Genomic DNA, 20,154 nt, shown 5'->3' with positions numbered 1-20,154 from the left:
CCTCTCCGGACGGGGAAACGGTCCGTTTCCTCACGCTAGTCACCGGCGGCCGGGACCGCGCGCCGAGCGAGCGGGGCGGCCCGTGCGCGAGCGGGACGTCACGTGGCGTGTCCGGCAAGCGTCTTCCCCCCGGCCGCCGGCTGTGCTTGCCTGAGTGCCGTTTCGGTGGGCCGGGGCGGGAGTTGCCGTATGCGCAAGCCGTGGATCGTGGGAGTGCTGCTGTCCGGGCTGCTGCTCGGCGGATGCGGGGATCCGGCGTCGCCGCCGGAGGATCCCGTGCCGACGGCACCGCGCGCGTCGCCGGACCCCACCCACCGGCGCGCTCCCGGTTCTCCCGGCTCCCCCGCCCCGCCGGCCGCGAAGCCGCGGAAGGCGCCGCGGGTGCTGTACCTGGGCGACTCGCTGGCGATGGAGAACCAGAAGGTCCTCGGACAGCAGCTGCGCCGGGACCTGGGGGCCGGCTACACCAGTGCCCCGTACTCCGGCACCACGCTCTGCGACTACCTGGAGGGTACGGCCGAACGGTCCCTGGTGCCGGCCGCCGACAAGGCCGCCGCGCTGGTGCGCAGACTGCGCCCCGACGTCGTGGTGCTGCAGTTCTGGGGGAACTCCTGGGGCTACACGCCCTGCATGGACGGCATCACCTACGACGAGTCCCCGTCCCGGTACTTCACCCGGTACGCCGCCGACGCGCGCCGGCTCACCGAGGAGATCGCCGCGGCCGGGCGCGGTGCCGGCCCCCGGATCGTCTGGGTGGCGCAGGGACCCGACCCGGTCACCCCCGACCGGGTCCGGCGGGTCAACGCCCTGTACGCGGAGCGGGCCGCCGCCTCCGGCGGGCTGGTGGCGGACGCCGGGAAGGCGGTGAGCCCGGCCGGCGGCCGGTACACGTGGACGCAGTACCTGCCCTGCACGGCCGGGGAACGGGCCCGGGCCGGAGACTGCACCCAGCCCTCCCGCGACCGGACGGCCCTGCACCGCGACGACGACTACCTGCACTTCTGCCTCGCGCCGACGACGTCGAGGCCCAAGCCCTGTCCGGTGCGCTCCCCCGGCATCCTGCGGATCGCCCGGGAGATCACGAAAACCGTTCGACAGGCGGCGCGCTGACCGGTCGAATGGGCCGCCATGAACGCGGGACGGATGCACGCGGACGAGGTCGACCTCGATGTCCGGCTGGTGGGACGGCTGGTCGCCGAGCGGTTCCCGCGGTGGGCGGGGCTGCCCCTGCGGCGGCTGGAGTCCTCCGGAACCGAGAACGCCGTGTTCCGCCTCGGTACCGACAAGGTCGTGCGGCTGCCCCGGCACCCCCGCGCCGTCGCCGCCATCGAGCACGAACTGCGCTGGCTGCCCCGGCTGGGCCCGGCCCTGCCCGTCGCCGTGCCCGAACCCCTGGGGCGCGGCGGGCCCGGCGCGGGCTTCCCGTGGCCCTGGTCGGTGTACGGCTGGCTGGACGGCCGCAATCCGGTGCCCGGCGCGCTCGACGCCCCGGAGTCGCTCGCCCGGGACCTGGCGTCCTGCGTCAGGGCCCTGCGCCGGATCGACGCCCCGGGCGGACCGGCCGGCTACCGGGGCATGCCCCTGGCGGCCCGCGACCACGACGTGCGGGAGGCGCTCGCGCGGCTGACCGGGCGGGTCGACACCGCGGCGGTGGCCCGCCGCTGGGAGGAGGCCCTCGGGGCGCCGGAGCACGCCGGGCCGCCGGTGTGGGCGCACGGCGACCTGATGGCCGGGAACCTCCTGGTCAGGGACGGCCGGCTGAGCGCCGTGATCGACTTCGGCACGGTCGGCGTGAGCGACCCCGCCGTCGACCTGATCAGCGCGTGGTGCGTGCTGCCCGCCGGGGTCCGCGGCCTCTTCCGTGAGGCCGTGGGCGCCGGAGAGGCCGAGTGGGCGCGCGGCCGGGGCTGGGCGCTGTCGATCGCGGTCGTCGCGCTGCCGTATTACTGGGAGACCAACCCGCCGGTCGCGGAGAACTCCCGGCACGTGATCGCCGAGATCCTGGCCGAGGACGCGTAGGGGGCGGGGTGCGGATCACCCCCTACGGCCGGTCGCTCGTCACTCGCCCGCGTAGGCCCTCTCCAGGGCGGCGATGTCGAACTTGCCCATGGCCATGAACGCCGCGGTGACCCGGGCCGCCTTCTGCGGGTCGGGGTCGGCGAGCATCTGGTCGAGCCGCTCCGGGACGACCTGCCAGGACACGCCGTACTTGTCCTTGAGCCAGCCGCAGGGGCCCGGTTCCCCGCCGTCGGTGAGCCTGGCCCAGTAGTAGTCGATCTCCTCCTGGTTCTCGCAGAAGATCATGAAGGAGACCGCCTCGTTGAACCGGAACTGGGGGCCGCCGTTCAGGCCGAGGAACCGGTGGCCGTTGGCCGTGAACTCGACCGTCATCACGCTGCCGGCGGGCTGCGGCCCGCCCTCGGGGTAGCGCGCGACCTTGCCGATGCTGGAGTTCTTGAAGATCGAGACGTAGTGGTGGGCCGCCTCTTCGGCCTGGCCGTCGAACCAGAGACACGTGGTGAAGCCGTCGGTCGCCATGGGGTTCCTCCCGGAGCGCGGATCGCTGTCATCCGTGTCGACCCTCCAGCGCCCCGGAACTCATCGGCGCCGCGGGAATTCCGTTCGGCGGCCGGTGCTCTGCCGACAGCGGATCTGCCCGGGGCAGAGAAAGCGGCCGCCGACGCCGCCCGGGGCCGACAGTGGAGTCGACCGCGCTCTCGCGACCACGAGGAGATCCGATGACCCCACCGACGGCACTCGCCCCGCGGGCGGAGGAGGGCGACACCCCTCCGACCCGCTTCGACGACCATCTGGCCGCCCAGCTGCTGGCCCAGCGCATCGTGCTGCTGGGCACACAGGTCGACGAGGTGTCCGCCAACCGGGTGTGCGCACAGCTGCTGATCCTGTCGGCGGAGGACCCGCGCACCGACATCAGCCTGTACATCAACAGCCCGGGCGGAGCGGTGCACGCGGGCCTCGCCATCTACGACACGATGCGGCTCATCCCCAACGACGTGTCGACCCTGGCCCTGGGCTTCGCGGCCAGCATGGGCCAGTTCCTGCTCAGCGTCGGCACGCCCGGCAAGCGGTACGCCCTGCCGAACGCGCGGATCATGATGCACCAGCCGTCCGCGGGCATCGGCGGCACCACCGCCGACATCGAGATCCAGGCGGAGAACCTGGAGTTCACCAAGCGGACCATCGAGCGGATCACCGCCGAGCACACCGGCCAGAGCCCGGAGACCGTCTCCCGGGACGGCGACCGGGACCGCTGGTTCACGGCCGAGGAGGCCAGGGAGTACGGCATGGTGGACCGGGTCGTGGCGTCCCTCGCGGACGTCGTCCCGGCGACGGCACGACCCAGGATGGGGCTGCGGTGATGGGGAGCTACACGATTCCGAACGTCATCGAGCGGACCCCGCAGGGCGAACGGTCCTTCGACGTCTTCAGCCGGCTGCTGAACGAGCGGATCATCTTCCTCGGCACCGAGATCGACGACGGCGTCGCCAACGTCGTCATCGCGCAGCTGCTGCACCTGGAGTCGTCGGCACCGGAGACCGAGATCTCCGTCTACATCAACTCCCCCGGCGGCTCGTTCACCTCCCTGATGGCGATCTACGACACCATGTCGTTCGTGCGGGCGCCGATCTCGACGTGCTGCGTCGGGCAGGCCGCCTCCACCGCCGCCGTGCTGCTGGCCGGCGGGGACCCCGGGCGGCGGTTCGTGCTGGAGCACGCGCGCGTGCTGCTGGGCCAGCCGGCCACCGGAGGGCAGCGCGGCATGGTCTCCGACCTGGCCCTGCAGGCCAAGGAGATGGTGCGGATCCGCTCCCAGGTGGAGGAGGTGCTGGCGCGGCACACCCACCACGACGTGGCGACCCTGCGGGGCGACATGGACCGCGACAAGGTGTTCACCGCGCAGGAGGCGGTGGCGTACGGGCTGGCCGACGAGGTGCTCGGCCGGCGCCCGCAGACGGTCTGAGGGCGCCGGCCGGCGGACGGGCTCAGGCGGCCAGGCACAGTCCGTCGTGCGACGACGGGGACGTCCCGCGGCGGCCGCCGCCCGCGTACCGCGAGGTGACGCGGGTCAGTTCCCCGTGGGCCCGGGACAGCAGGTCGGCCAGGCCCAGCCCCAGGGCGTGGGCGGCGGCCGCGAGGACCTCCGAGGAGGCCTCCTTGCGGCCGCGCTCCACCTCCGACAGGTAGGGCATGGAGATCCGCGCCGCGTCGGCGACGTCCTTGAGCGTGCGCTCCTGCGCGAGGCGTTCCCGGCGCAGGACGTCGCCCACCAGGTGCCGCCACAGGGGCTCCTTCGCCGCCGGAGCCGTCGGCGGCCCCTGGCGCGGCGGGGCCGCCGCGGGCCGGTCGCCGTGGGGCCGGTCGCCGTGCGGGCGCAGGGGGATGACGCGGGCTTCGTTGGGCACGTGATCGGTCACCGCTCCAGCCTAGGAATCCCGGCCGGGAGGGGAAGGGGCCGGCGTTCCGCCCTCGGTGAATTCGGTGGGCATGGTGCGCGTCTTTCCGGGTACCCGCAACTCGGGAGTACCTATGCAGATGTCCGCCGTGACTGTCGGGAGAGGGTAATGGAGACCGCCGTGATCCGGTCGAAGGCACAGGCCGTCGAAGAGAACGCCGAGGCCAGCGCGGGTGACGGAGCACTTCCGGGAGTCGTGGACCCGCGGTCCGTGGCCCCCCGGGACGCCCGCGAGCTGTCCCGCCAGTTCTTCCAGCGCCTGACGGAGCTCGAAGAAGGCACGCACGAGTACCAGTACGCGCGCAACACCCTGATCGAGATGAACATGTCGCTCGTGCGGTTCGCGGCCGGCCGTTTCCGGGGCCGCGGCGACGACATGGAGGACATCGTCCAGACCGGCATGATCGGTCTGATCAAGGCCATCGACCGGTTCGAGCTGTCGCGGGAGGTCGAGTTCACCTCCTTCGCGCTGCCGTACATCGTCGGTGAGATCAAGCGGTTCTTCCGGGACACCACGTGGGCGGTGCACGTGCCGCGGCGGCTGCAGGAGCTGCGCGTGGAGCTGGCCAAGGCGCGCGAGGAGCTCGCCAGCCGGCTGGACCGCGAGCCGACGGTCGCCGAGCTGGCGACGCTGATGAACATCTCCGAGAAGGAGGTCGTCGAGGGGCAGATCGCCTCCAACGGCTACAACTCGTCGTCGCTGGACGCCGCGCTCACCGGTGACGGGCCGGAGGGCGGCGAGGCGGTCCTGGCGGACTTCATCGGCGTCGAGGAGGACGGGCTGCGGCTCGTCGAGGACTTCCACTCCCTCGCCCCGCTCATGGCGGAGCTCAGCGAGCGCGACCGGCAGATCATCCACATGCGGTTCGTGGAGGAGGCCACCCAGGCGGAGATCGGCGAGCGGCTCGGCTGCTCCCAGATGCACGTCTCCCGCCTGATCAAGCGGATCATCACCCGGCTGCGGGAGGGCATGCTGGGCGAGCTCGGCTGCGCCTGACGCCGACGGCGGACCGGAAGACGGCGGACCAGCGGGTGCCGTCCCACACGCGGGAGTGGGACGGCACCCGCTTTTCGTGCCGTGGTTCCCCGGCCCTGTGCCGGGCTTCCTGGGCTTCTCTGCTGTGCCGGGCTCCCAGGCTTCTCTGCCGGGACCGGATTTGGGGCGAGGGGCGGCCGGGACCGTGACGGGGCGAGGGGCGGTCGCGACCGGATCGGGGGGACGAGCGGTGGTGGATTCCGGGCCGGTCACCCGGCGGTGAGCGGCAGCACGGCGCGCACCCGCTTGCCCACCGGCACCCGCTCCACGCTGACCTGCTCCGCGAGCGCGTGGACGATCTCCAAACCGTGCCTGCCGATGCGCTCGGGGTCACGGGGGAAGATGCGGGGCAGGGCGGAGCTGCTGTCGTAGACCGACACGGTCACCGAGGTGTCCGTGCCGACGAGCTCCAGGATGTACGGCCCGTTGCTGTGCCGGTCGGCGTTGGTGACCAGCTCGCTCACCACGAGCAGCACGGCGCCGTCGGCACGCTCGTCGACGCGCGCGCACCACTCGGTCCTGAGCTGCTCCAGGAAGAGAGCGGCGAACGACCGCGCCTCGGCGATGCATCCCTGCTCGCCGGAGTAGTGTGCCGCCCGCCTCAGCGGTTCCACGGGCACGTCGAAACCAGTCGGTATCACTGCCCCGTCCACGTGGTCGATCATAGTTTTCTCTCTGGGATGCCGGACTGGCCGGATGCTCTGCACCAGTGCTCGTACCCCGAGCCGCGATGTGCACTCCTGGCAGTCTCGGCCCGTGCGGCGCCCGGGGCATTGTCCCCCGCTCCCGGGGCACCCGGTAGGGCATCGGGGCCGGCCGACGGCGGCCGGGCGGATCACCGGAGGTGCGCGGTGGCCTGGTGGGTATGGCTGGTGGTAGTGGTCGCGGCGCTCGCCGTCCTCGTCGTGGGGACGCTCGCCGTGCAGGCCGGGCGGCGGTCCGGGACGGTGATCGCGGTACGGCGCAGGCCCGGTGGGAAGGGGCTGCGATGAACGAGCTGATGGCGGCGCGGAGCCTGACGACCCTGCCGGTGGTCACGCTGGGCGGGGACGCCGTGGCACAGATCAAGGACACCGTCTTCGACGCCGCGGCCGGGCGCGTCACCGGCTTCACGCTCAGCGGCCGCGGGCTGCTGTCGGGGCCGCTCAAGCAGAGCCTGCCCTGGTCGGCGGTGCACTCCCTGGGCCGGGACGCCGTGATGGTCCGCGACGCGCTGGCGCTGCAGGACACGTCCGCCGTGGTGGCACGTCGCGAGGCCCAGCAGGGCCGGGTGCTGCACGCCAGGGTGCTGACGGACGAGGGCGCCGAGGTCGGCACGGTGCTCGACGTGGTCGTCGAGGGCGGCACCAGCGGCCGGGTGGTGGGCTTCAGGATCGCCGCGGCGACGGCGCTGGTGCGGGGCTCCCGGCGCCGCCGTCACCGGGTGTACGTGCCGCGCGGCGAGACGCTCGCGGTCTCCGGCCGGGCCCTGGTCATCCCGGCCGACGCGGTCCGCTACGTCGCCGGCGACCTGGCGGAGTTCACCGCCCGGGTCGGCGCCTTCCGGGACGAGCGCGAAAGGACGCGGTGACGATGCTGTTCTCCGAGGCGCGGGGGTTGCCGGTACTGACGCTGGACGACGCGGAGGAGCTCGGCACGGTGAAGGCGCTGACGGTGGACGCCGTGTCGGGTGTGGTCACCCACGTCCGGGTACGGGGTCCGCACCGCAAGGAGACCGTCCTGCCCTGGGGCGCCCTGCACGCCCTCGGCCAGGACGCCGTGCTGGTGCGCTCGGCCGCGGCACCGGCGGAGGTGCCGCCCCACCACGAGCTGCCGGGTCTGCGGATCCTCGCCGAGACGGGCGACCAGCTCGGCACGGTCCAGGACGTCGCGTTCGAGCCCGGCACCGGCCGCCTCGAAGCGATCCTGACCGGCCACGGCGACCTGCCGGCCGATCACCTGCTCGGGCTCGGCGAGTACGCGCTGGTGGTCCGGGCCGGCCGGCTGTGAGGGGCGGGCGCGTCCCGCCGCCGGCCGGGTCTCCCAGGAGCGGCCAGACGTGAGGGGAGCGGGTGTCGTCCGCGCCGGACCGGTTGCTCAGGACGCCGGTGCCTGATCCGTCGTGCCGCCGTCGGTCCCGCCGTCGGTTCCGCCGTCCGTGCCGCTCCCGGTGTCCGTGCCGCTGCCGGGCGGCGGCGGGGACTCCGACGAGGGCGGCTCACTCGGCGGCTGCGGCGAGGTCTCCGTCTCCGAGGACGGCGGTTCGGTCGTCGGCGGCCCCGTCGAGGTCGAGTCGGTCGGCGCCGTCGGCGTGGTGACGCTCACCGACGGGGACGGCTTGTCCGGCTTCTCGGTCTCGCGGTCCTTGCGGCCCGTGTCGCCCTTGTGCCGCTCGAACCACTCGCCGTCGGGCTCGCACATCACGAAGACGTCGACCGGCTCCGGCGCGGGCGTGACCACGACCACCTTGGCGGTGTCGTACCCCGGCCACTCCTCGCCGGTCGTCTTCGGCGCGGTCTGCTGGGCGACCGGCGGGGTGAGCGGGTTGCCGCAGGCGCAGCGCACCCGGGGCACGCCGCGGTCGTCGACGAGGACGGCCGTGCCGGTCTGGAGGACGGCCTGGTAGCTGGTGGCGGCGCCGTCCTTGTAGCCGTGGTTGGTGACACGGGTGTCCATGCGCAGCTGCACCGGGGTGAGCGAGCGCAGGTACGCGGGGACGTCGGAGGATTCGATCCGGGCGACCGAGGCGAAGGCCCGCTGCTTGTCCGGGGCGCCCCGGAAGTACGTGATCTGCTTCTCCACGTCGCAACTGGCCACGTTGCGGGTGCCGCCGTAGAGGCCGGGCGCTCCGCCCTGGACGCCCTGGACGGTGTTCCGCGGGGCCAGTTCGGTGGGCGAGGGCGAGACCGGTGAGGCCGAGCTCTCCTTGGCCGTGGACTCGGTGAACGGGTCGGGGCCGGTGTCGGCGGCGGGCTGGAGGAAGATCTCGCCCTGGGACGTGCTGGTGCCGCCGTCGGACGCGCCGGTGCCGCCGCCGTCCGGCCGGGACAGCACGACGGCGAGGATGACGGCGGCCACGACGGCGGTGGCGACGATCGCGACCCGGGGCACCGACCCCCACCAGGGCCGGCGGGGCTCCGGCCCGCCGCCGCCCCCGCCGCCGGTCGGCGCGGAGGGCGGGCCGCCGCCGGGCGGCGGCTGGGAGGGGCCCGACAGCGGGCCGGAGGGAGGTCCTGTGGGGCGGCCGGACGACGGCGGTTCGACGCTCACGAGCTCTTCTTCCCGCGTGGGTTCTCTGCGGCTGCGCCTGTTCGTACTGCTTCATTCCGGTACACACCGCTTCTTTCCACTACGAGTTCATTGTGTGCTCCGGTCCCAGGGGCCCCGCAAGCCGACGCGGACGGACCCGTCCGGCGGGCGCCCGGCACGGGTGCTGCTTAGCGTGGCAGCGTGAGTCCGCGCACCCCCTCCGGCCAGGTCCGCACGTCCGGCGAGCGGGCGGCCGCCCGCCACGGCTGGGCGCACGCCCTCCTCACGGTGGTCGGCGCGCTGCTCGCCATGGCGGTGGTGTCCGCCCTCGGCCTCTGGGCGGCCGGGGCCGCGGACCTGCCCGGCGGCGCCTTCGTGCCCGTCGTCGCGGCGACCGTGGTCACCGCCGTCGGGGGCACCGTGCGGCTTTCCGGGAACGCCGGTGACCTGGCCGGCACCCAGGCGGACCTGACGGTGGTCCCGCTGTCCGTCACACTCACCGGGGCGCTCGTCGTCGCCTGGGGCTTCCTGCGGCCCCTGCGGCACCGCGCGGTCGCCGGTACGGCCGAGCTGGCCGGCTGGGCCGCCCGGGTCGCCGTCCTGTGGCTGCTCGCGCTGGCCGGCGTGACGTCGGTCGCCCGCCACACGTTCGACATCTCCCTGGGCGACGACGCGCTGGGCGAACTCGGCGACCTCTTCGGCGCCTCACCCCGGGTCGGCTTCACCGCCGACATCCCGCTGTCCGTGTTCGTCGGGGTGGTGTGGCTCGCGGGTGTGCTGGTGCTCGCCCTGCTGGTGTCGCGCGGCGCGCCGCTGCCGGGCCGGTTGCTGCGCTTCCAGGCGTCCGTGCGGCCGGCCGCGTACGCGATGGTCGCCCTGCTGCTGGCGTACGTCCTGATCGGCGTGGTGATCGCCCTGGTCGTGGCGGCGACCCGGGGTCACGCGGCGCAGACGTTCGCGGTGCTCCTGCTGGGTCTGCCCAACCTGGTGTGGCCGGCGCTGACGATCGGCCTGGGCGCCACCTGGAACGGCAGGGTGGAGGGCCCGTTCGGGCTGCCCATGCCGCACGTGCTGGACGAGGTGCTGCGCGCCCCCGGCATCTCCGAGCTGAACCTGCGGACGCTGTCCGAGCAGGACGGCCGGGTGTGGTGGCTGCTCGTCGTCGGCGTCGTGCTGCTGCTGGGCGCCGCGTTCGTGATGGCGGCCCGGTCACCCGCCGGGGTGCGGGCCTGGCAGCACGCCGTGCACATGGCGGTCGCGCTGGCGCTGACGGTCTTCGCGATCTGCCTCGTCGGCCGCGTCTCGGCGCACTACGGGCTGTCCGTGCTGGGCATCGGCGACCTGGGCGGCGGTCTCGCGGGCGAGTTGTTCCTGCGGCCGCGGCTGTGGGGCGCGGTCGGGCTGGCCGTGGCCTGGGGGCTGGTCACCGGGTTCGCCGGGGCGCTGCTCGCGCGGCACGTCCGGCGGCGGGGCCAGGTGCGCCCGGAGGGCCGGACCTGACGCAGGGTGTCACCGCCGGCGCACGAAGACCGGTTCGGCCCAGCGCGGGGGCTGCCGGGCCGGTTCCGGCCCGCCCCGCGGCCGGTCCTCCGCGCGCGCGGCCCGGCGTACGGCCCCGGCGTCGCCGCCGGTCGTCGCGGCGCGCAGCGCGGCCACGAAGGCCAGGCAGGACGGGTACCGGTCGTCGGGGCTCTTGGCCAGGGCCTTGGCGAGGACCGGGTCGGCCTGCGGGGCGATGTCCGGCCGGGCCTCGGTCAGCGGGGGCGGGTCGTCGTACTGGTGCGCCCACAGCAGGGCCATGTCGTCGTCGCGCAGGAAGGGCGGATGCCCGGTCAGGACCTCGTAGACGACGCAGGCGAAGCCGTAGACGTCGCAGCGGGCGTCGACCGGTTTGCCGGAGATCTGCTCGGGGGCGACGTAGTCGAGGGTGCCGACGAACTGGCCGACCGTGGTGAAGCCGGTGAGCGACAGCGACTTCTTCGTCAGGCCGAAGTCGGTGAGGTAGACGTGCTCGGGGTGGTCGCTGTCGGTGCCGCGGGCGACCAGGATGTTGCCGGGTTTGACGTCCCGGTGCACCAGGCCGTGCTCGTGGGCCGCGTCGAGCGCGGAGGCGACCTGGGCGGCGACGCGCACGGCGGTGGCGGGCGGCAGCGGGCCCTCCCGGTCGAGGACGTGCCGCAGGTCGCTGCCGGGGACGTAGCGCATGGCGATGTAGAGCACGCCGTCCGTCTCGCCTGCCTCGAAGACCGGCACGATGTGCGGGTGGTCGATGGCGGCGGCGGCCCGGGACTCGTGGGTGAAACGGCGCCGGAAGGTGTCGTTGCGGGCGAGTTCCGGGGCGAGCAGCTTCAGGGCGACCGTGCGTTCCAGACGCAGGTCGCGGGCCCGGTAGACGACGGCCATGCCTCCGCGCCCGATCTCGCCCTCGATCCGGTACCCGGCGATCTGCCGCCCGACCAGCTCGGAGGGCCGCCCCGAGGACAGGCTCGTCTCCCCGGTCAACGGCCGTCACCCTCGGGTGACACGACACGTGTGGGTTCCTGCCCCACGACCCGCGTGCCCGGCGCACCACCCGTCCGCTCCGCGCCTTCGGCCGCCTCCATCTCCTCGGGGGACACCACCCGGGTGGGTTCGGGGGCCGCGGGAGTCTCTGGGGACACCACCCGCGTCGGCTCGGGGGCCGCAGGAGTCTCGGCAGACACCACCCGCGTCGGCTCGGGAGCCGCAGGAGTCTCCGGCAGTTCCGGAGACTCCGGAGACACCACCCGCGTCGCCGGCGCGTCCGGTGGCCGGGACGGCCGGTCGGCGGGGGGCGGCTCGGCCAGGTCCTCCGGTGGCACCACCCGCGTGGGCGGACGCGCCGGAGGTGTCCCGGCGGGGCGGTGCTCCGGGTCGCTGCGGGGCGTCTCGTCCGTCGCGTACGTGGTCAGCCGCGTGCCGTCGGCGTACACCCAGTTCCCGTGGGCGGCGTCGTAGAGCCACATGGACTCGCCGTCGATGACGACGCCGATGCGCAGTCCCCGGGTGCGGGTGCGGAAGGACTCCCCGTCGAGGCCGCCCGCGAGGTCCTCGACCGCGGAGCGGTAGCGCGCGAGGGACTCCTGCGCGCGGGCCAGCAGCGGACGGGGATCGGCGGTGCGGGTGAGCGGCCCGTCGGTGGTGGGCGGATCCTGCGGCACGGCGACCAGCCGGCGTCCGTCGACCCACGCCGACCAGCCGTTGAAGCAGAGCACGTGCCCCCAGTCGCCCTGCCGTTCCAGGAGCTGCACCGGCAGCAGCGGATCGAGGTCCACGGTGGGCCGTGCCGTGTCGGGGGCCTCCCAGGCCGGCATCCCGTGTTGCGGGACGACGTGCGTGGGCCGGAAGCCGGGAGTCGTCATGGGCGCTCACTGCTTCCGCATCACGGCCGGTTCGTGCCGGCGCAGCAGCCGGGACACGAGGAACCCGAAGAGCACCGACAGCACCACCAGCATGCCGACGTCGATCAGCCAGGTGCCCGCGGAGTGCTCGAAGAGCGGGTCCGCGGTCAGGTCGTCGGGCACGATCCGGGACAGCCCGACGGTGCCGGCCATCGCGGCGAGGGCCCAGCGCGCCGGCACCAGCCAGCCCAGTTGCTCCAGTCCGGGTACGCCGGCCAGCTTCAGCAGGGCACCGCAGAAGACGACCTGGACGATGGCGATGAGCACGAGCAGCGGCATCGTCACCTCCTCCTTGCGCACCAGCGCGGAGATGAGGAGGCCCAGCATCATCGCGGTGAACGCCAGCAGGGCGACGGCGATGGTGATCTCCACCAGGGGCGGCACCAGCACGCCTTCGCCGCCCGGTGCGTTCAGGTCCACGCCGAGCAGCGCGACCAGCGTCAGCACCACCGCCTGCAGCACGGTGATGACGCCCAGGACGACGACCTTGGACATCAGGTACGCCGATCTGGACAGGCCCACCGCCCGCTCCCGCTGGTAGATCACCCGTTCCTTGACGAGTTCGCGCACGGCGTTGGCCGCACCGGTGAGCACCGCGCCGACGCACAGGATGAGCAGCGCGTTCATGGCGGTCTCGGAGGTCAGCTTGCCGCCCGCCAGGGCACGGGCCATCGCGCCCATCACGAACGGCAGGGCGATCATGATGATCAGGAAGGTGCGGTCGGCGCCGAGCGCGGACGCGTACCGGCGCACCAGCGTGCCGAGTTGCGCGGAGCGGCTGCGCGGCCGGGGCGGCGGGGCGATGACGACGGGGTCGGAACGCGGCTGCGGGGGCTGGGCGGTGGCGTCGGCGACGTAGCGGCGGTGGACGGGCGAGGCGAGGTAGTCCCCGGCCCAGTCCCGTTCGGCGTCCCGTTCGAAGGCCTCGAACGCCTCCGGCCACTGCTCGAAGCCGAAGTACGGCAGGGCGTCCTCGGGCGGCCCGTAGTAGGCGATCCTCCCGCCGGGCGCGAGGACGAGCAGCCGGTCGCACACGTCCAGGCTGAGCACGCTGTGCGTGACGACGATGACGGTGCGGCCGTCGTCGGCGAGGCCGCGCAGCATGTGCATCACCGAGCGGTCCATGCCGGGGTCGAGGCCCGAGGTCGGCTCGTCGAGGAACAGCAGCGACGGCTTGGTCAGCAGTTCCAGGGCCACGCTGACGCGCTTGCGCTGCCCTCCGGAGAGGCTGTGCACGGGCTGGTCGGCGCGTTGTTCCAGGCCCAGTTCGCGGATCACCTCGTCGACCCGGGCGAGCCGTTCGGCCTTGGCCGTGTCCTGCGGGAAGCGCAGTTCGGCGGCGTAGGACAGGGCCTTTCTCACGGTCAGCTGGGCGTGCAGGATGTCGTCCTGCGGGACGAGACCGATGCGCTGGCGCAGTTCGGCGTAGTCGCGGTACAGGTCGCGGCCGTCGTACAGGACGGTGCCGTGGCCGGCGGGGCGCTGACCGGTGAGGGCGTTGAGGAGCGTGGACTTGCCCGCGCCGCTCGGGCCGACGACGGCGAGCAGGCACTTCTCCCCCACCGGGAACGACACGTGGTCCAGCAGGGTCTTGCGGCCGCGGTCGACGGAGACCGCGAGGTCCTGCACGTCCAGGGAGATCTCGCCGGTGTCGACGTACTCCTGGAGTTCGTCGCCGACCAGGCAGAACGCCGAGTGGCCGATGCCGACGATGTCGCCCTGGCGGACCGGGGCGGTGGTGACGGGACTGCCGTTGAGGTACGTGCCGTTGTGGCTGCCGAGGTCGGTGATCTCGTAGGTGCCGTCGGGCAGGGCGCGCAGTTCGGCGTGGCGGCGGGAGACGACGAGGTCGTCGATGACGAGGTCGTTGTCGCTCGCGCGGCCGATGCGGACGGTGCGCGAGGGCAGCGGCCGCACGGTCGTGGGTGCCCGGTAGGTGCCGGTCAGGGCGGGCATGGAGACGGCGAAGGGGCGTTCCGGGGCCGGTGCCGGGCGGCCGGTGAGGACCACGCGCGGTCCGTCGGCGGGGTTGCCGAAGCGGATGACGCTGCCGGGTCCGACGTCCCGGGCGTGCACGCGGCGGCCGTCGGCGTAGGTGCCGTTGGTGCTGTTCTCGTCCTCCAGCGTCCAGTGGCCGTCCTCCGGCCGCAGCACCGCGTGGTGCCAGGAGACCCGGTCGTCGTCGAGGACGATGTCGCTCGACGGGTCGCGTCCCACGTGGTAGTCGCGGCCCGGGACCATCACGGTGGAGCCCGTCTCCGTCTCCAGGACCAGCTCTGGTGCTACCGACGGCTGCGCCATGACCGAAATTCTACCGATATGTCCCTGTGTACGCCTCGGCGGGCGGAACGGGCGGCAGGTCAGGCGACGGGGACGCCCAGGACGGGGGCGGTGCGCTGCATCCGCAGGGCGTCCACCGACTCGGCGAGCAGTTCGTACTCGGTCGTCTCGTCGCTGGTGGCGATGCGCACCAGCCGTCCGGCCGCCAGTTCCTCGGCGACCCGCTCCTGCTGGGCGGGGTCGGCGCACCAGGCGCGCAGCAGCAGGGGCACGTCGGGCACGGTGTCGGCGACCGGCACGAGCGCGCCCGGCGGTAAGTGCTCGGCGTCGGGCTGGGGGTCCAGGCGCTGGGCGATCCAGGAGGCGCGGTCGCGCAGCCACCACAGGGCGAGCGCGAGGGTGGGCGCCCGGTAGGTCCCCAGGGGTACTCCGATGCGGCGGCCGTCGCAGACGCCGTACGCCGTGACGTGGCACAGAAACTCGTCGTGCACGTGTCCCTCCCCCGCTGCCCTGCCCGCCTGCCCGGTCCCGCTCGTCCCGCAGCTCGCGTGCTGTGCGTGAGGACGCCGTCGCTGGATGTGAAAACGCTCTCGCAGGTCAGTATGTTCACTACTGAAACACTGTCACCATGACTTTTTGGCCACTCTCCTGGCATATTCACCCGCCGAGTTGGCCGAAATCCGGCGGACGCCGTCGAGGTGCATGACCTCGGGAGTAATCGACGCCGTGCGGGGGCGCGGGCAGGGTGGTCCGTACCGGGTCCGCCGAGAGCGGGGATCCGGGCCCCGACCAGCGCACCCGACCTTCCCGGAGGCTGATTCCCCATGTCCGCACCCGACCGTTACGAGGACGCCGTCACCCGTTACCTCGCGGCCTGGAACGCCGGGGACCCGGCGGCTCGCGCCGAGGCGGTCGCGGCCGCCTGGACCGAGGACGGCGGCTACACCGACCCCCTGGCCGACGTCAGCGGCCACGACGGCATCACCGCGCTGATCGCGGCGGTGCGCGAGCAGTTCCCGGGCTTCGTCTTCCAGCTCACCGGGGACGTCGACGGGCATCACGACACGGCGCGCTTCTCGTGGGAGCTGGTGAGCGGGGCCGACGGCTCGGCCCCCGTCGCCGGGTCGGACGTGATCACGCTGGACGGGCGGGGCCGGATCAGGGCCGTGCTCGGCTTCCTCGACCGGGTGCCCGCCGGGGCATGAGAATCGCGTCCGATGAGCTCCCGGGTGTCCGGCGGTCCGTGTGAGGGAGAGAGGCCGCCGACGTCGGCTTCTTCGCACCCGCGGTCCGGCCGAGGTCCGCGGGACGATCGACGGGCACCCGTTCCGCAGCTCGTTCACGGCCCTGGGCGACGGCACGCACAAGCCGTCCGTGAGGGCCGGCGTCCGCCGGGCGGCCGGCACGGAGGAGGGCGACATGGTGACCGTGCACCGGGAGGAGCGGATCGGCTCCTGACACCGGCCCCGGGGGCGGCCACCGCCCCCGGGCACGGGGATCCGCTACTGCTTGACGATCGCGTCGATGCGGGCCAGCTCGTCCGCGTCGAAGTCGAGGTTGCCGATGGCGCCGACGCTGTCCTCGACCTGCCGCGGGCTGCTCGCACCGACCAGCGCCGAGGTGACCCGGCCGCCGCGCAGCACCCAGGCCAGCGCCATCTGGGCCAGGGTCTGCCCGCGTCCCCGCGCGATGTCGTTCAGGTCGCGCAGCCGGCCCACCAGATCCTCGGTGACGGCGTCGGACTGCAGGAACGGGCTGTCGCTCGCGGCCCGGGAGCCCTCGGGGATGCCGTCGAGGTAGCGGGCGGAGAGCAAGCCCTGCTCCAGCGGGGAGAAGACGATGGAGCCGACCTGGAGCTCGTCGAGCGCGTCCAGCAGGCCCTCGTCCTCCGGACGCCGGTCCAGCATCGAGTAGCGCGGCTGGTGGATGAGCAGCGGCGTGCCGAGCTCGCCCAGGATGCGGGCGGCCTCGCGGGTCTGTTCCGCGGAGTAGTTGGAGACGCCCACGTAGAGCGCCTTGCCCTGCTGCACCGCCGAGTGCAGCGCGCCCATCGTCTCCTCCAGCGGAGTGTCCGGGTCGGGGCGGTGCGAGTAGAAGATGTCGACGTAGTCCAGGCCCATCCGGCTCAGGCTCTGGTCCAGCGAGGACAGCAGGTACTTGCGCGAGCCCCACTCGCCGTACGGGCCGGGCCACATCAGGTAGCCGGCCTTGGTGGAGATGACCAGCTCGTCGCGGTAGCGCGCGAAGTCCGACTTCAGGAACCCGCCGAAGGCGGACTCGGCGGCGCCGGGCGGCGGGCCGTAGTTGTTGGCGAGGTCGAAGTGCGTGACGCCGAGGTCGAAGGCGCGCCGCAGGATGGCCCGCTGGGTCTCCAGGGGCCGGTCCGGGCCGAAGTTGTGCCACAGGCCGAGCGAGAGCGCGGGGAGCTTCAGGCCGCTACGTCCGGTGCGCCGGTAGGGCATGTCCGCGTAGCGGTCGGGGTGTGCGGTGTACAACGCGACTCCAGAGGGGTTGGCTCGGTCGGAGAGAAACCGGTGTCCACTCTGGCGTGACCTGCTCCCATGCGTCCAACAGAAGAATCCGATGGGATTCAGCGGCTACGCTTCTCAGTCATGGAACTGCGCCATCTGCAGCACTTCGTCGCGGTCGCCGAGGACCAGCACTTCACCCGGGCGGCCGAACGCCTGCTGGTGTCCCAGTCGGGCCTGTCGGCCTCCATCCGGGCGCTGGAGCGTGAGCTGCAGACGCCGCTGTTCGTGCGCACGACCCGCCGGGTGACGCTGACCCCGGCCGGGCGGGCGCTGCTCGGTGAGGCGGAGCGGATCCTGGCGCAGGTGCGGGCGGCCCACGAGGCCGTGGCGGCGGTGCAGGGCGTGCTGCGCGGGATGCTCACGCTGGGCAGCGAGCAGTGCATCGCCGGGGTGAACCTGGCGGGGCTGCTCGCCGCGTTCCGGCACCGGCATCCGGACGTGGAGATCTGCCTGCGGCAGGCCGGTTCCGGGGCGCTGGCGGAGGACGTCGAGGCCGGACGGCTCGACATGGCGTTCGCCGTGCGCACGCAGGAGGACGGCGACCAGCTGCGGTCGGTGTCGCTGACCAGCGAGCCGATGACCCTGCTGTGCCACCCCAGCCACCGGCTCGCCGCCACCGGGGCGGCCGTCACGCCGGAATTGCTGGGCGGGGAGGTCTTCGTCGACTTCCACCCGGACTGGGGGCCGCGGCGCACCACCGACGCGGTGTTCGCCGCGGCGGGCGTGCGCAGGACCGTGGCACTGGAGGTGAACGACGTGCACACCCTGCTCGACCTGGTCGACGAGAACCTGGGCGTGGCCGTCGTGCCGCGGCACTTCGCGCACAAGCGCGCCTCCCTGACCGCGCTGCCCGTGAAGGGCACCGGGGAGGCGGTCTACGAGACGGTGGCGCTGCTGCCGCCCCGGCAGGCGACCAGCCCGGCCGCCCGGGCGCTGATGGCGCTGCTGGAGGGCACGGGCGGATAGAACGGGGCGCGGGGGACGCGGCGATGCGCGATGGTGGAGGCATGCATGCGAAGGACATCCTCATCGACGGCTACAACCGCATCCGGGAAGAAGTCCACGCCACCGTCGAGGGGCTCGGGAGCGACGAACTGACCGCCCGCCCCTCCCCCGACGCCAACTCCATCGCCTGGCTGGTCTGGCACCTGACCCGCGTCCAGGACGACCACGTCGCCGACGCCTTCGGCCTCGACCAGGTGTGGCTCTCCCAGGACTGGGAGAAGCGCTTCGGGCTGGACCTGCCCCGCCACGACACGGGATACGGCCACAGCCCGGCCGAGGTCGCCAAGGTCAGGGTCGGCTCGGGCGACCTGCTGACCGGCTACCACGACGCCGTGCACGCGCAGAGCCTCGACGCCCTCGGGGGCCTCGCCGCCAAGGACCTGGAGCGCGTCGTCGACGAGCGCTGGGACCCGCCGGTCACCCTCGGCGTGCGGCTGGTCAGCGTCCTGTCCGACGACCTCCAGCACGTCGGACAGGCCGCCTACCTCAAGGGGCTGCTTCAGAGCGCGGCGGCGTAGCCGGGCAGGACGACGTCGCGGATGAGCGCGTTGCGCTCGTCGAACGGGAGGAACGCGCTCTTCAGGGCGTTCACCGTGACCGTGCGCAGGTCCTCCACGGTCCAGCCGGCCTCCTCGGCCAGCAGGGTCATCTCGCGGGTCATCGTCGTGCCCGACACCAGCCGGTTGTCGGTGTTGACCGTGACGCGGAAGCCGAGCTCCTTCAGCGCGGTGATGGGGTGCTCGGCGATCGAGGTCGCGGCGCCCGTCTGGAGGTTGGACGTCGGGCACATCTCCAGGGCGACGCGCCGGTCGCGCACCCAGGCCGCGAGACGGCCCAGCTTGCCCGCCGCGAGGTCGGGGATGTCGTCGGTGATCCGCACCCCGTGCCCGATGCGCTGGGCACCGCACACCTGGAGCGCCTGGTGGATGCTGGGCAGGCCGTGGGCCTCGCCGGCGTGGATGGTGAAGGGCACGTTCTCGCGGCGCAGGTGCTCGAAGGCCGCGAGGTGGTCGGCGGGCGGGAAGCCGTCCTCGGCGCCCGCGATGTCGAAGCCGACGACACCGGCGTCCCGGAACGCCACGGCCAGATCGGCCGCCTCGCGCACCCGGTCGAACATCCGCATGCCGCACAGCAGCGTGCCGACCCGCACCGGAGTGCCCGCGGCCGCCGCCTTGGCCATGCCCGAGGCGAGGCCCTCCTGGACGGTCTCCACGACCTCGGCCATGGTCAGCCCGCCCCGGGTGTTCAGCTCGGGCGCGTAGCGCACCTCGCCGTAGACGACACCGTCCGCGGCGAGGTCCAGCACGTACTCCTCGGCGGTGCGCAGCAGGCCCTCCCGGTTCTGCATCACGGCGAGGGTGTGCTCGAAGGTGGCGATGTAGCGCACCAGGTCACCGGAGTTGGCGGCCTCGTAGTACCAGGCGGCGAGCTCGTCGGGGTCGGTGGTGGGCAGGGTGTGGCCGACCGCGTCCGCGAGCTCGACCACGGTGGCGGGACGCAGGCCGCCGTCGAGGTGGTCGTGCAGGACGGCCTTGGGCAGGCGGCGGATCACATCGGCGTCTACGCGCGTAGCAGTCATGGCGGGTCTTTCCTTGAGCAGCGGTTCGGGGAGCGGTGGGCGAGGGGGGTCAGCCCGCGGGCTGAAGCAGGTCCCAGCGGTTGCCGTACAGGTCCTGGAAGACGGCGACGGTCCCGTACGGCTCGTGCCGCGGTTCCTCCAGGAAGGTCACGCCGGCGGCGGTCATCCGGGCGTGGTCGCGGGCGAAGTCGCCGGTGTGCAGGAAGAAGCCGACCCGCCCGCCGGTCTGGTCCCCGACCCGGGCGGACTGCGCCTCCCCCTCTGCGCGGGCGAGCAGCAGCCCGGTGCCCGCACCGGGACCGCCCGGTTCGACGACGACCCAGCGGGAGCCGCCGGGCCGGGGCGTGTCCTCGGCCAGCCGGAAGCCGAGGGCCTCGGTGTAGAAGCGGATCGCCTCGTCGTAGTCGTCGACGACGAGGGTGACCAGGGCGACACGTCGCATCGGGGACCTCTCAGCGCGGGGTTAGCCGGAGAGGTTATACGTAAAACCCGCACCACGCCAACCGGTCCCGGCCCGACGCAGAACCCGCCCACGCCAACCGTCCCGGCCGACGGCCTGTCACCCGGAATCGCCCATGCCAGGGGTGATCGGGTCCGCCCGG

The 20,154-nt window shown here is 73.4% G+C and carries 23 protein-coding genes and 1 pseudogene; 13 read left to right on the top strand and 11 right to left on the bottom strand.

Translation table 11 applies throughout. From position 1 onward, the window contains the following. Positions 1-189 precede the first annotated feature (189 nt). A complete protein-coding gene (locus AC07DA_RS03605) occupies positions 190-1,110 on the top strand; it encodes an SGNH/GDSL hydrolase family protein (RefSeq protein WP_479124231.1) in 921 nt (306 codons plus the stop codon). A gap of 18 nt (positions 1,111-1,128) precedes the next feature. Next, the gene (locus tag AC07DA_RS03600; protein ID WP_479124230.1) at positions 1,129-2,019 is read left to right on the top strand and encodes an aminoglycoside phosphotransferase family protein; all 891 of its coding nucleotides are present in this window, start codon (positions 1,129-1,131) and stop codon (positions 2,017-2,019) included. Positions 2,020-2,058: 39 nt separating this feature from the next. Here the strand turns inward: AC07DA_RS03600 and AC07DA_RS03595 are convergent, their stop codons facing one another. Then, entirely contained in the window at positions 2,059-2,538 is a 480-nt protein-coding gene (locus AC07DA_RS03595) for a VOC family protein (RefSeq protein WP_479124228.1), read from the bottom strand. A gap of 200 nt (positions 2,539-2,738) precedes the next feature. Here AC07DA_RS03595 and AC07DA_RS03590 point away from each other — a divergent pair, with 200 nt between their 5' ends. After that, a complete protein-coding gene (locus AC07DA_RS03590; protein ID WP_479124227.1) occupies positions 2,739-3,380 on the top strand; it encodes an ATP-dependent Clp protease proteolytic subunit in 642 nt (213 codons plus the stop codon). Further along, on the top strand, positions 3,380-3,982 hold the full coding sequence (locus AC07DA_RS03585; protein WP_479124225.1) for a ClpP family protease: 603 nt from the start codon (positions 3,380-3,382) through the stop codon (positions 3,980-3,982). The genes AC07DA_RS03590 and AC07DA_RS03585 overlap by 1 nt, the downstream gene beginning before the upstream one ends. 22 nt (positions 3,983-4,004) lie before the next feature. Here AC07DA_RS03585 and AC07DA_RS03580 read toward each other — a convergent pair whose 3' ends face one another. Beyond that, on the bottom strand, positions 4,005-4,436 hold the full coding sequence (locus AC07DA_RS03580) for a helix-turn-helix domain-containing protein (RefSeq protein WP_479124224.1): 432 nt from the start codon (positions 4,434-4,436) through the stop codon (positions 4,005-4,007). A gap of 147 nt (positions 4,437-4,583) precedes the next feature. On the opposite strand from AC07DA_RS03580, the gene AC07DA_RS03575 reads away from it, so the two are divergent. After that, positions 4,584-5,471 (top strand): RNA polymerase sigma factor SigF, encoded by an 888-nt coding sequence (locus AC07DA_RS03575; RefSeq protein ID WP_479124222.1) that lies wholly within the window; start codon positions 4,584-4,586, stop codon positions 5,469-5,471. A 248-nt stretch (positions 5,472-5,719) separates the two neighbouring features. On the opposite strand, the gene AC07DA_RS03570 is transcribed toward AC07DA_RS03575, so the two are convergent. Continuing rightward, positions 5,720-6,175: an ATP-binding protein gene (locus AC07DA_RS03570; RefSeq protein WP_479124220.1), complete on the bottom strand. Its 456-nt coding sequence runs from the start codon at positions 6,173-6,175 to the stop codon at positions 5,720-5,722. Positions 6,176-6,361: 186 nt separating this feature from the next. Here AC07DA_RS03570 and AC07DA_RS03565 point away from each other — a divergent pair, with 186 nt between their 5' ends. The 3 genes from AC07DA_RS03565 to AC07DA_RS03555 are packed head-to-tail and all read left to right on the top strand — an operon-like array spanning position 6,362 to position 7,499. Continuing rightward, a complete protein-coding gene (locus AC07DA_RS03565) occupies positions 6,362-6,502 on the top strand; it encodes a hypothetical protein (RefSeq protein ID WP_479124218.1) in 141 nt (46 codons plus the stop codon). Then, a complete protein-coding gene (locus tag AC07DA_RS03560; protein WP_479124217.1) occupies positions 6,499-7,080 on the top strand; it encodes a PRC-barrel domain-containing protein in 582 nt (193 codons plus the stop codon). Before AC07DA_RS03565 ends, AC07DA_RS03560 begins: the two co-directional genes overlap by 4 nt. A 2-nt stretch (positions 7,081-7,082) precedes the next feature. After that, positions 7,083-7,499 (top strand): PRC-barrel domain-containing protein, encoded by a 417-nt coding sequence (locus AC07DA_RS03555; protein ID WP_479124215.1) that lies wholly within the window; start codon positions 7,083-7,085, stop codon positions 7,497-7,499. Positions 7,500-7,586: 87 nt separating this feature from the next. On the opposite strand, the gene AC07DA_RS03550 is transcribed toward AC07DA_RS03555, so the two are convergent. Continuing rightward, positions 7,587-8,759: a DUF6777 domain-containing protein gene (locus AC07DA_RS03550; protein WP_479124214.1), complete on the bottom strand. Its 1,173-nt coding sequence runs from the start codon at positions 8,757-8,759 to the stop codon at positions 7,587-7,589. Between the two features lie 180 nt (positions 8,760-8,939). Between AC07DA_RS03550 and AC07DA_RS03545 the strand changes: the two genes are divergently transcribed. After that, on the top strand, positions 8,940-10,238 hold the full coding sequence (locus AC07DA_RS03545) for a streptophobe family protein (protein WP_479124213.1): 1,299 nt from the start codon (positions 8,940-8,942) through the stop codon (positions 10,236-10,238). Positions 10,239-10,247: 9 nt separating this feature from the next. On the opposite strand, the gene AC07DA_RS03540 is transcribed toward AC07DA_RS03545, so the two are convergent. The 4 genes from AC07DA_RS03540 to AC07DA_RS03525 are packed head-to-tail and all read right to left on the bottom strand — an operon-like array spanning position 10,248 to position 14,928. Next, a complete protein-coding gene (locus AC07DA_RS03540) occupies positions 10,248-11,240 on the bottom strand; it encodes a serine/threonine-protein kinase (protein WP_479124211.1) in 993 nt (330 codons plus the stop codon). Next, entirely contained in the window at positions 11,237-12,118 is an 882-nt protein-coding gene (locus AC07DA_RS03535; protein ID WP_479124209.1) for a hypothetical protein, read from the bottom strand. The genes AC07DA_RS03540 and AC07DA_RS03535 overlap by 4 nt, the downstream gene beginning before the upstream one ends. A 6-nt stretch (positions 12,119-12,124) precedes the next feature. Continuing rightward, a complete protein-coding gene (locus tag AC07DA_RS03530; protein WP_479124207.1) occupies positions 12,125-14,458 on the bottom strand; it encodes an FHA domain-containing protein in 2,334 nt (777 codons plus the stop codon). 59 nt (positions 14,459-14,517) lie between these two features. Next, positions 14,518-14,928 (bottom strand): hypothetical protein, encoded by a 411-nt coding sequence (locus AC07DA_RS03525; protein ID WP_479124205.1) that lies wholly within the window; start codon positions 14,926-14,928, stop codon positions 14,518-14,520. Between the two features lie 333 nt (positions 14,929-15,261). Between AC07DA_RS03525 and AC07DA_RS03520 the strand changes: the two genes are divergently transcribed. Next, positions 15,262-15,642: a nuclear transport factor 2 family protein gene (locus AC07DA_RS03520; RefSeq protein WP_479124204.1), complete on the top strand. Its 381-nt coding sequence runs from the start codon at positions 15,262-15,264 to the stop codon at positions 15,640-15,642. 76 nt (positions 15,643-15,718) lie between these two features. Then, positions 15,719-15,895, top strand: a pseudogene (locus AC07DA_RS03515) (DUF1905 domain-containing protein); the annotation flags it as partial. Between the two features lie 44 nt (positions 15,896-15,939). Here the strand turns inward: AC07DA_RS03515 and mgrA are convergent. Next, complete coding sequence (gene mgrA / locus AC07DA_RS03510; protein ID WP_479124202.1) at positions 15,940-16,932, bottom strand: L-glyceraldehyde 3-phosphate reductase; 993 nt, start codon at positions 16,930-16,932, stop codon at positions 15,940-15,942. 117 nt (positions 16,933-17,049) lie between these two features. Here mgrA and AC07DA_RS03505 point away from each other — a divergent pair, with 117 nt between their 5' ends. Continuing rightward, positions 17,050-17,934, top strand: a complete 885-nt coding sequence (locus AC07DA_RS03505) for a LysR family transcriptional regulator (RefSeq protein ID WP_479124200.1) — start codon at positions 17,050-17,052, stop codon at positions 17,932-17,934. Between the two features lie 41 nt (positions 17,935-17,975). Further along, positions 17,976-18,491, top strand: coding sequence for a mycothiol transferase (locus AC07DA_RS03500; RefSeq protein ID WP_479124199.1), 516 nt, complete (start codon positions 17,976-17,978; stop codon positions 18,489-18,491). On the opposite strand, the gene AC07DA_RS03495 is transcribed toward AC07DA_RS03500, so the two are convergent. Together AC07DA_RS03495 and AC07DA_RS03490 are read right to left on the bottom strand one after the other, a co-directional pair. Then, positions 18,473-19,552: an adenosine deaminase gene (locus AC07DA_RS03495; protein WP_479124198.1), complete on the bottom strand. Its 1,080-nt coding sequence runs from the start codon at positions 19,550-19,552 to the stop codon at positions 18,473-18,475. The two genes, AC07DA_RS03500 and AC07DA_RS03495, sit on opposite strands and share 19 nt — an antisense overlap. A 49-nt stretch (positions 19,553-19,601) precedes the next feature. Further along, entirely contained in the window at positions 19,602-19,994 is a 393-nt protein-coding gene (locus AC07DA_RS03490) for a VOC family protein (protein WP_479124196.1), read from the bottom strand. Between the last annotated feature and the right edge of the window lie 160 nt (positions 19,995-20,154).

The organism is Streptomyces sp. NPDC044921 (assembly GCF_056432865.1).
This window is presented reverse-complemented; position numbering and strand designations above follow the sequence as displayed.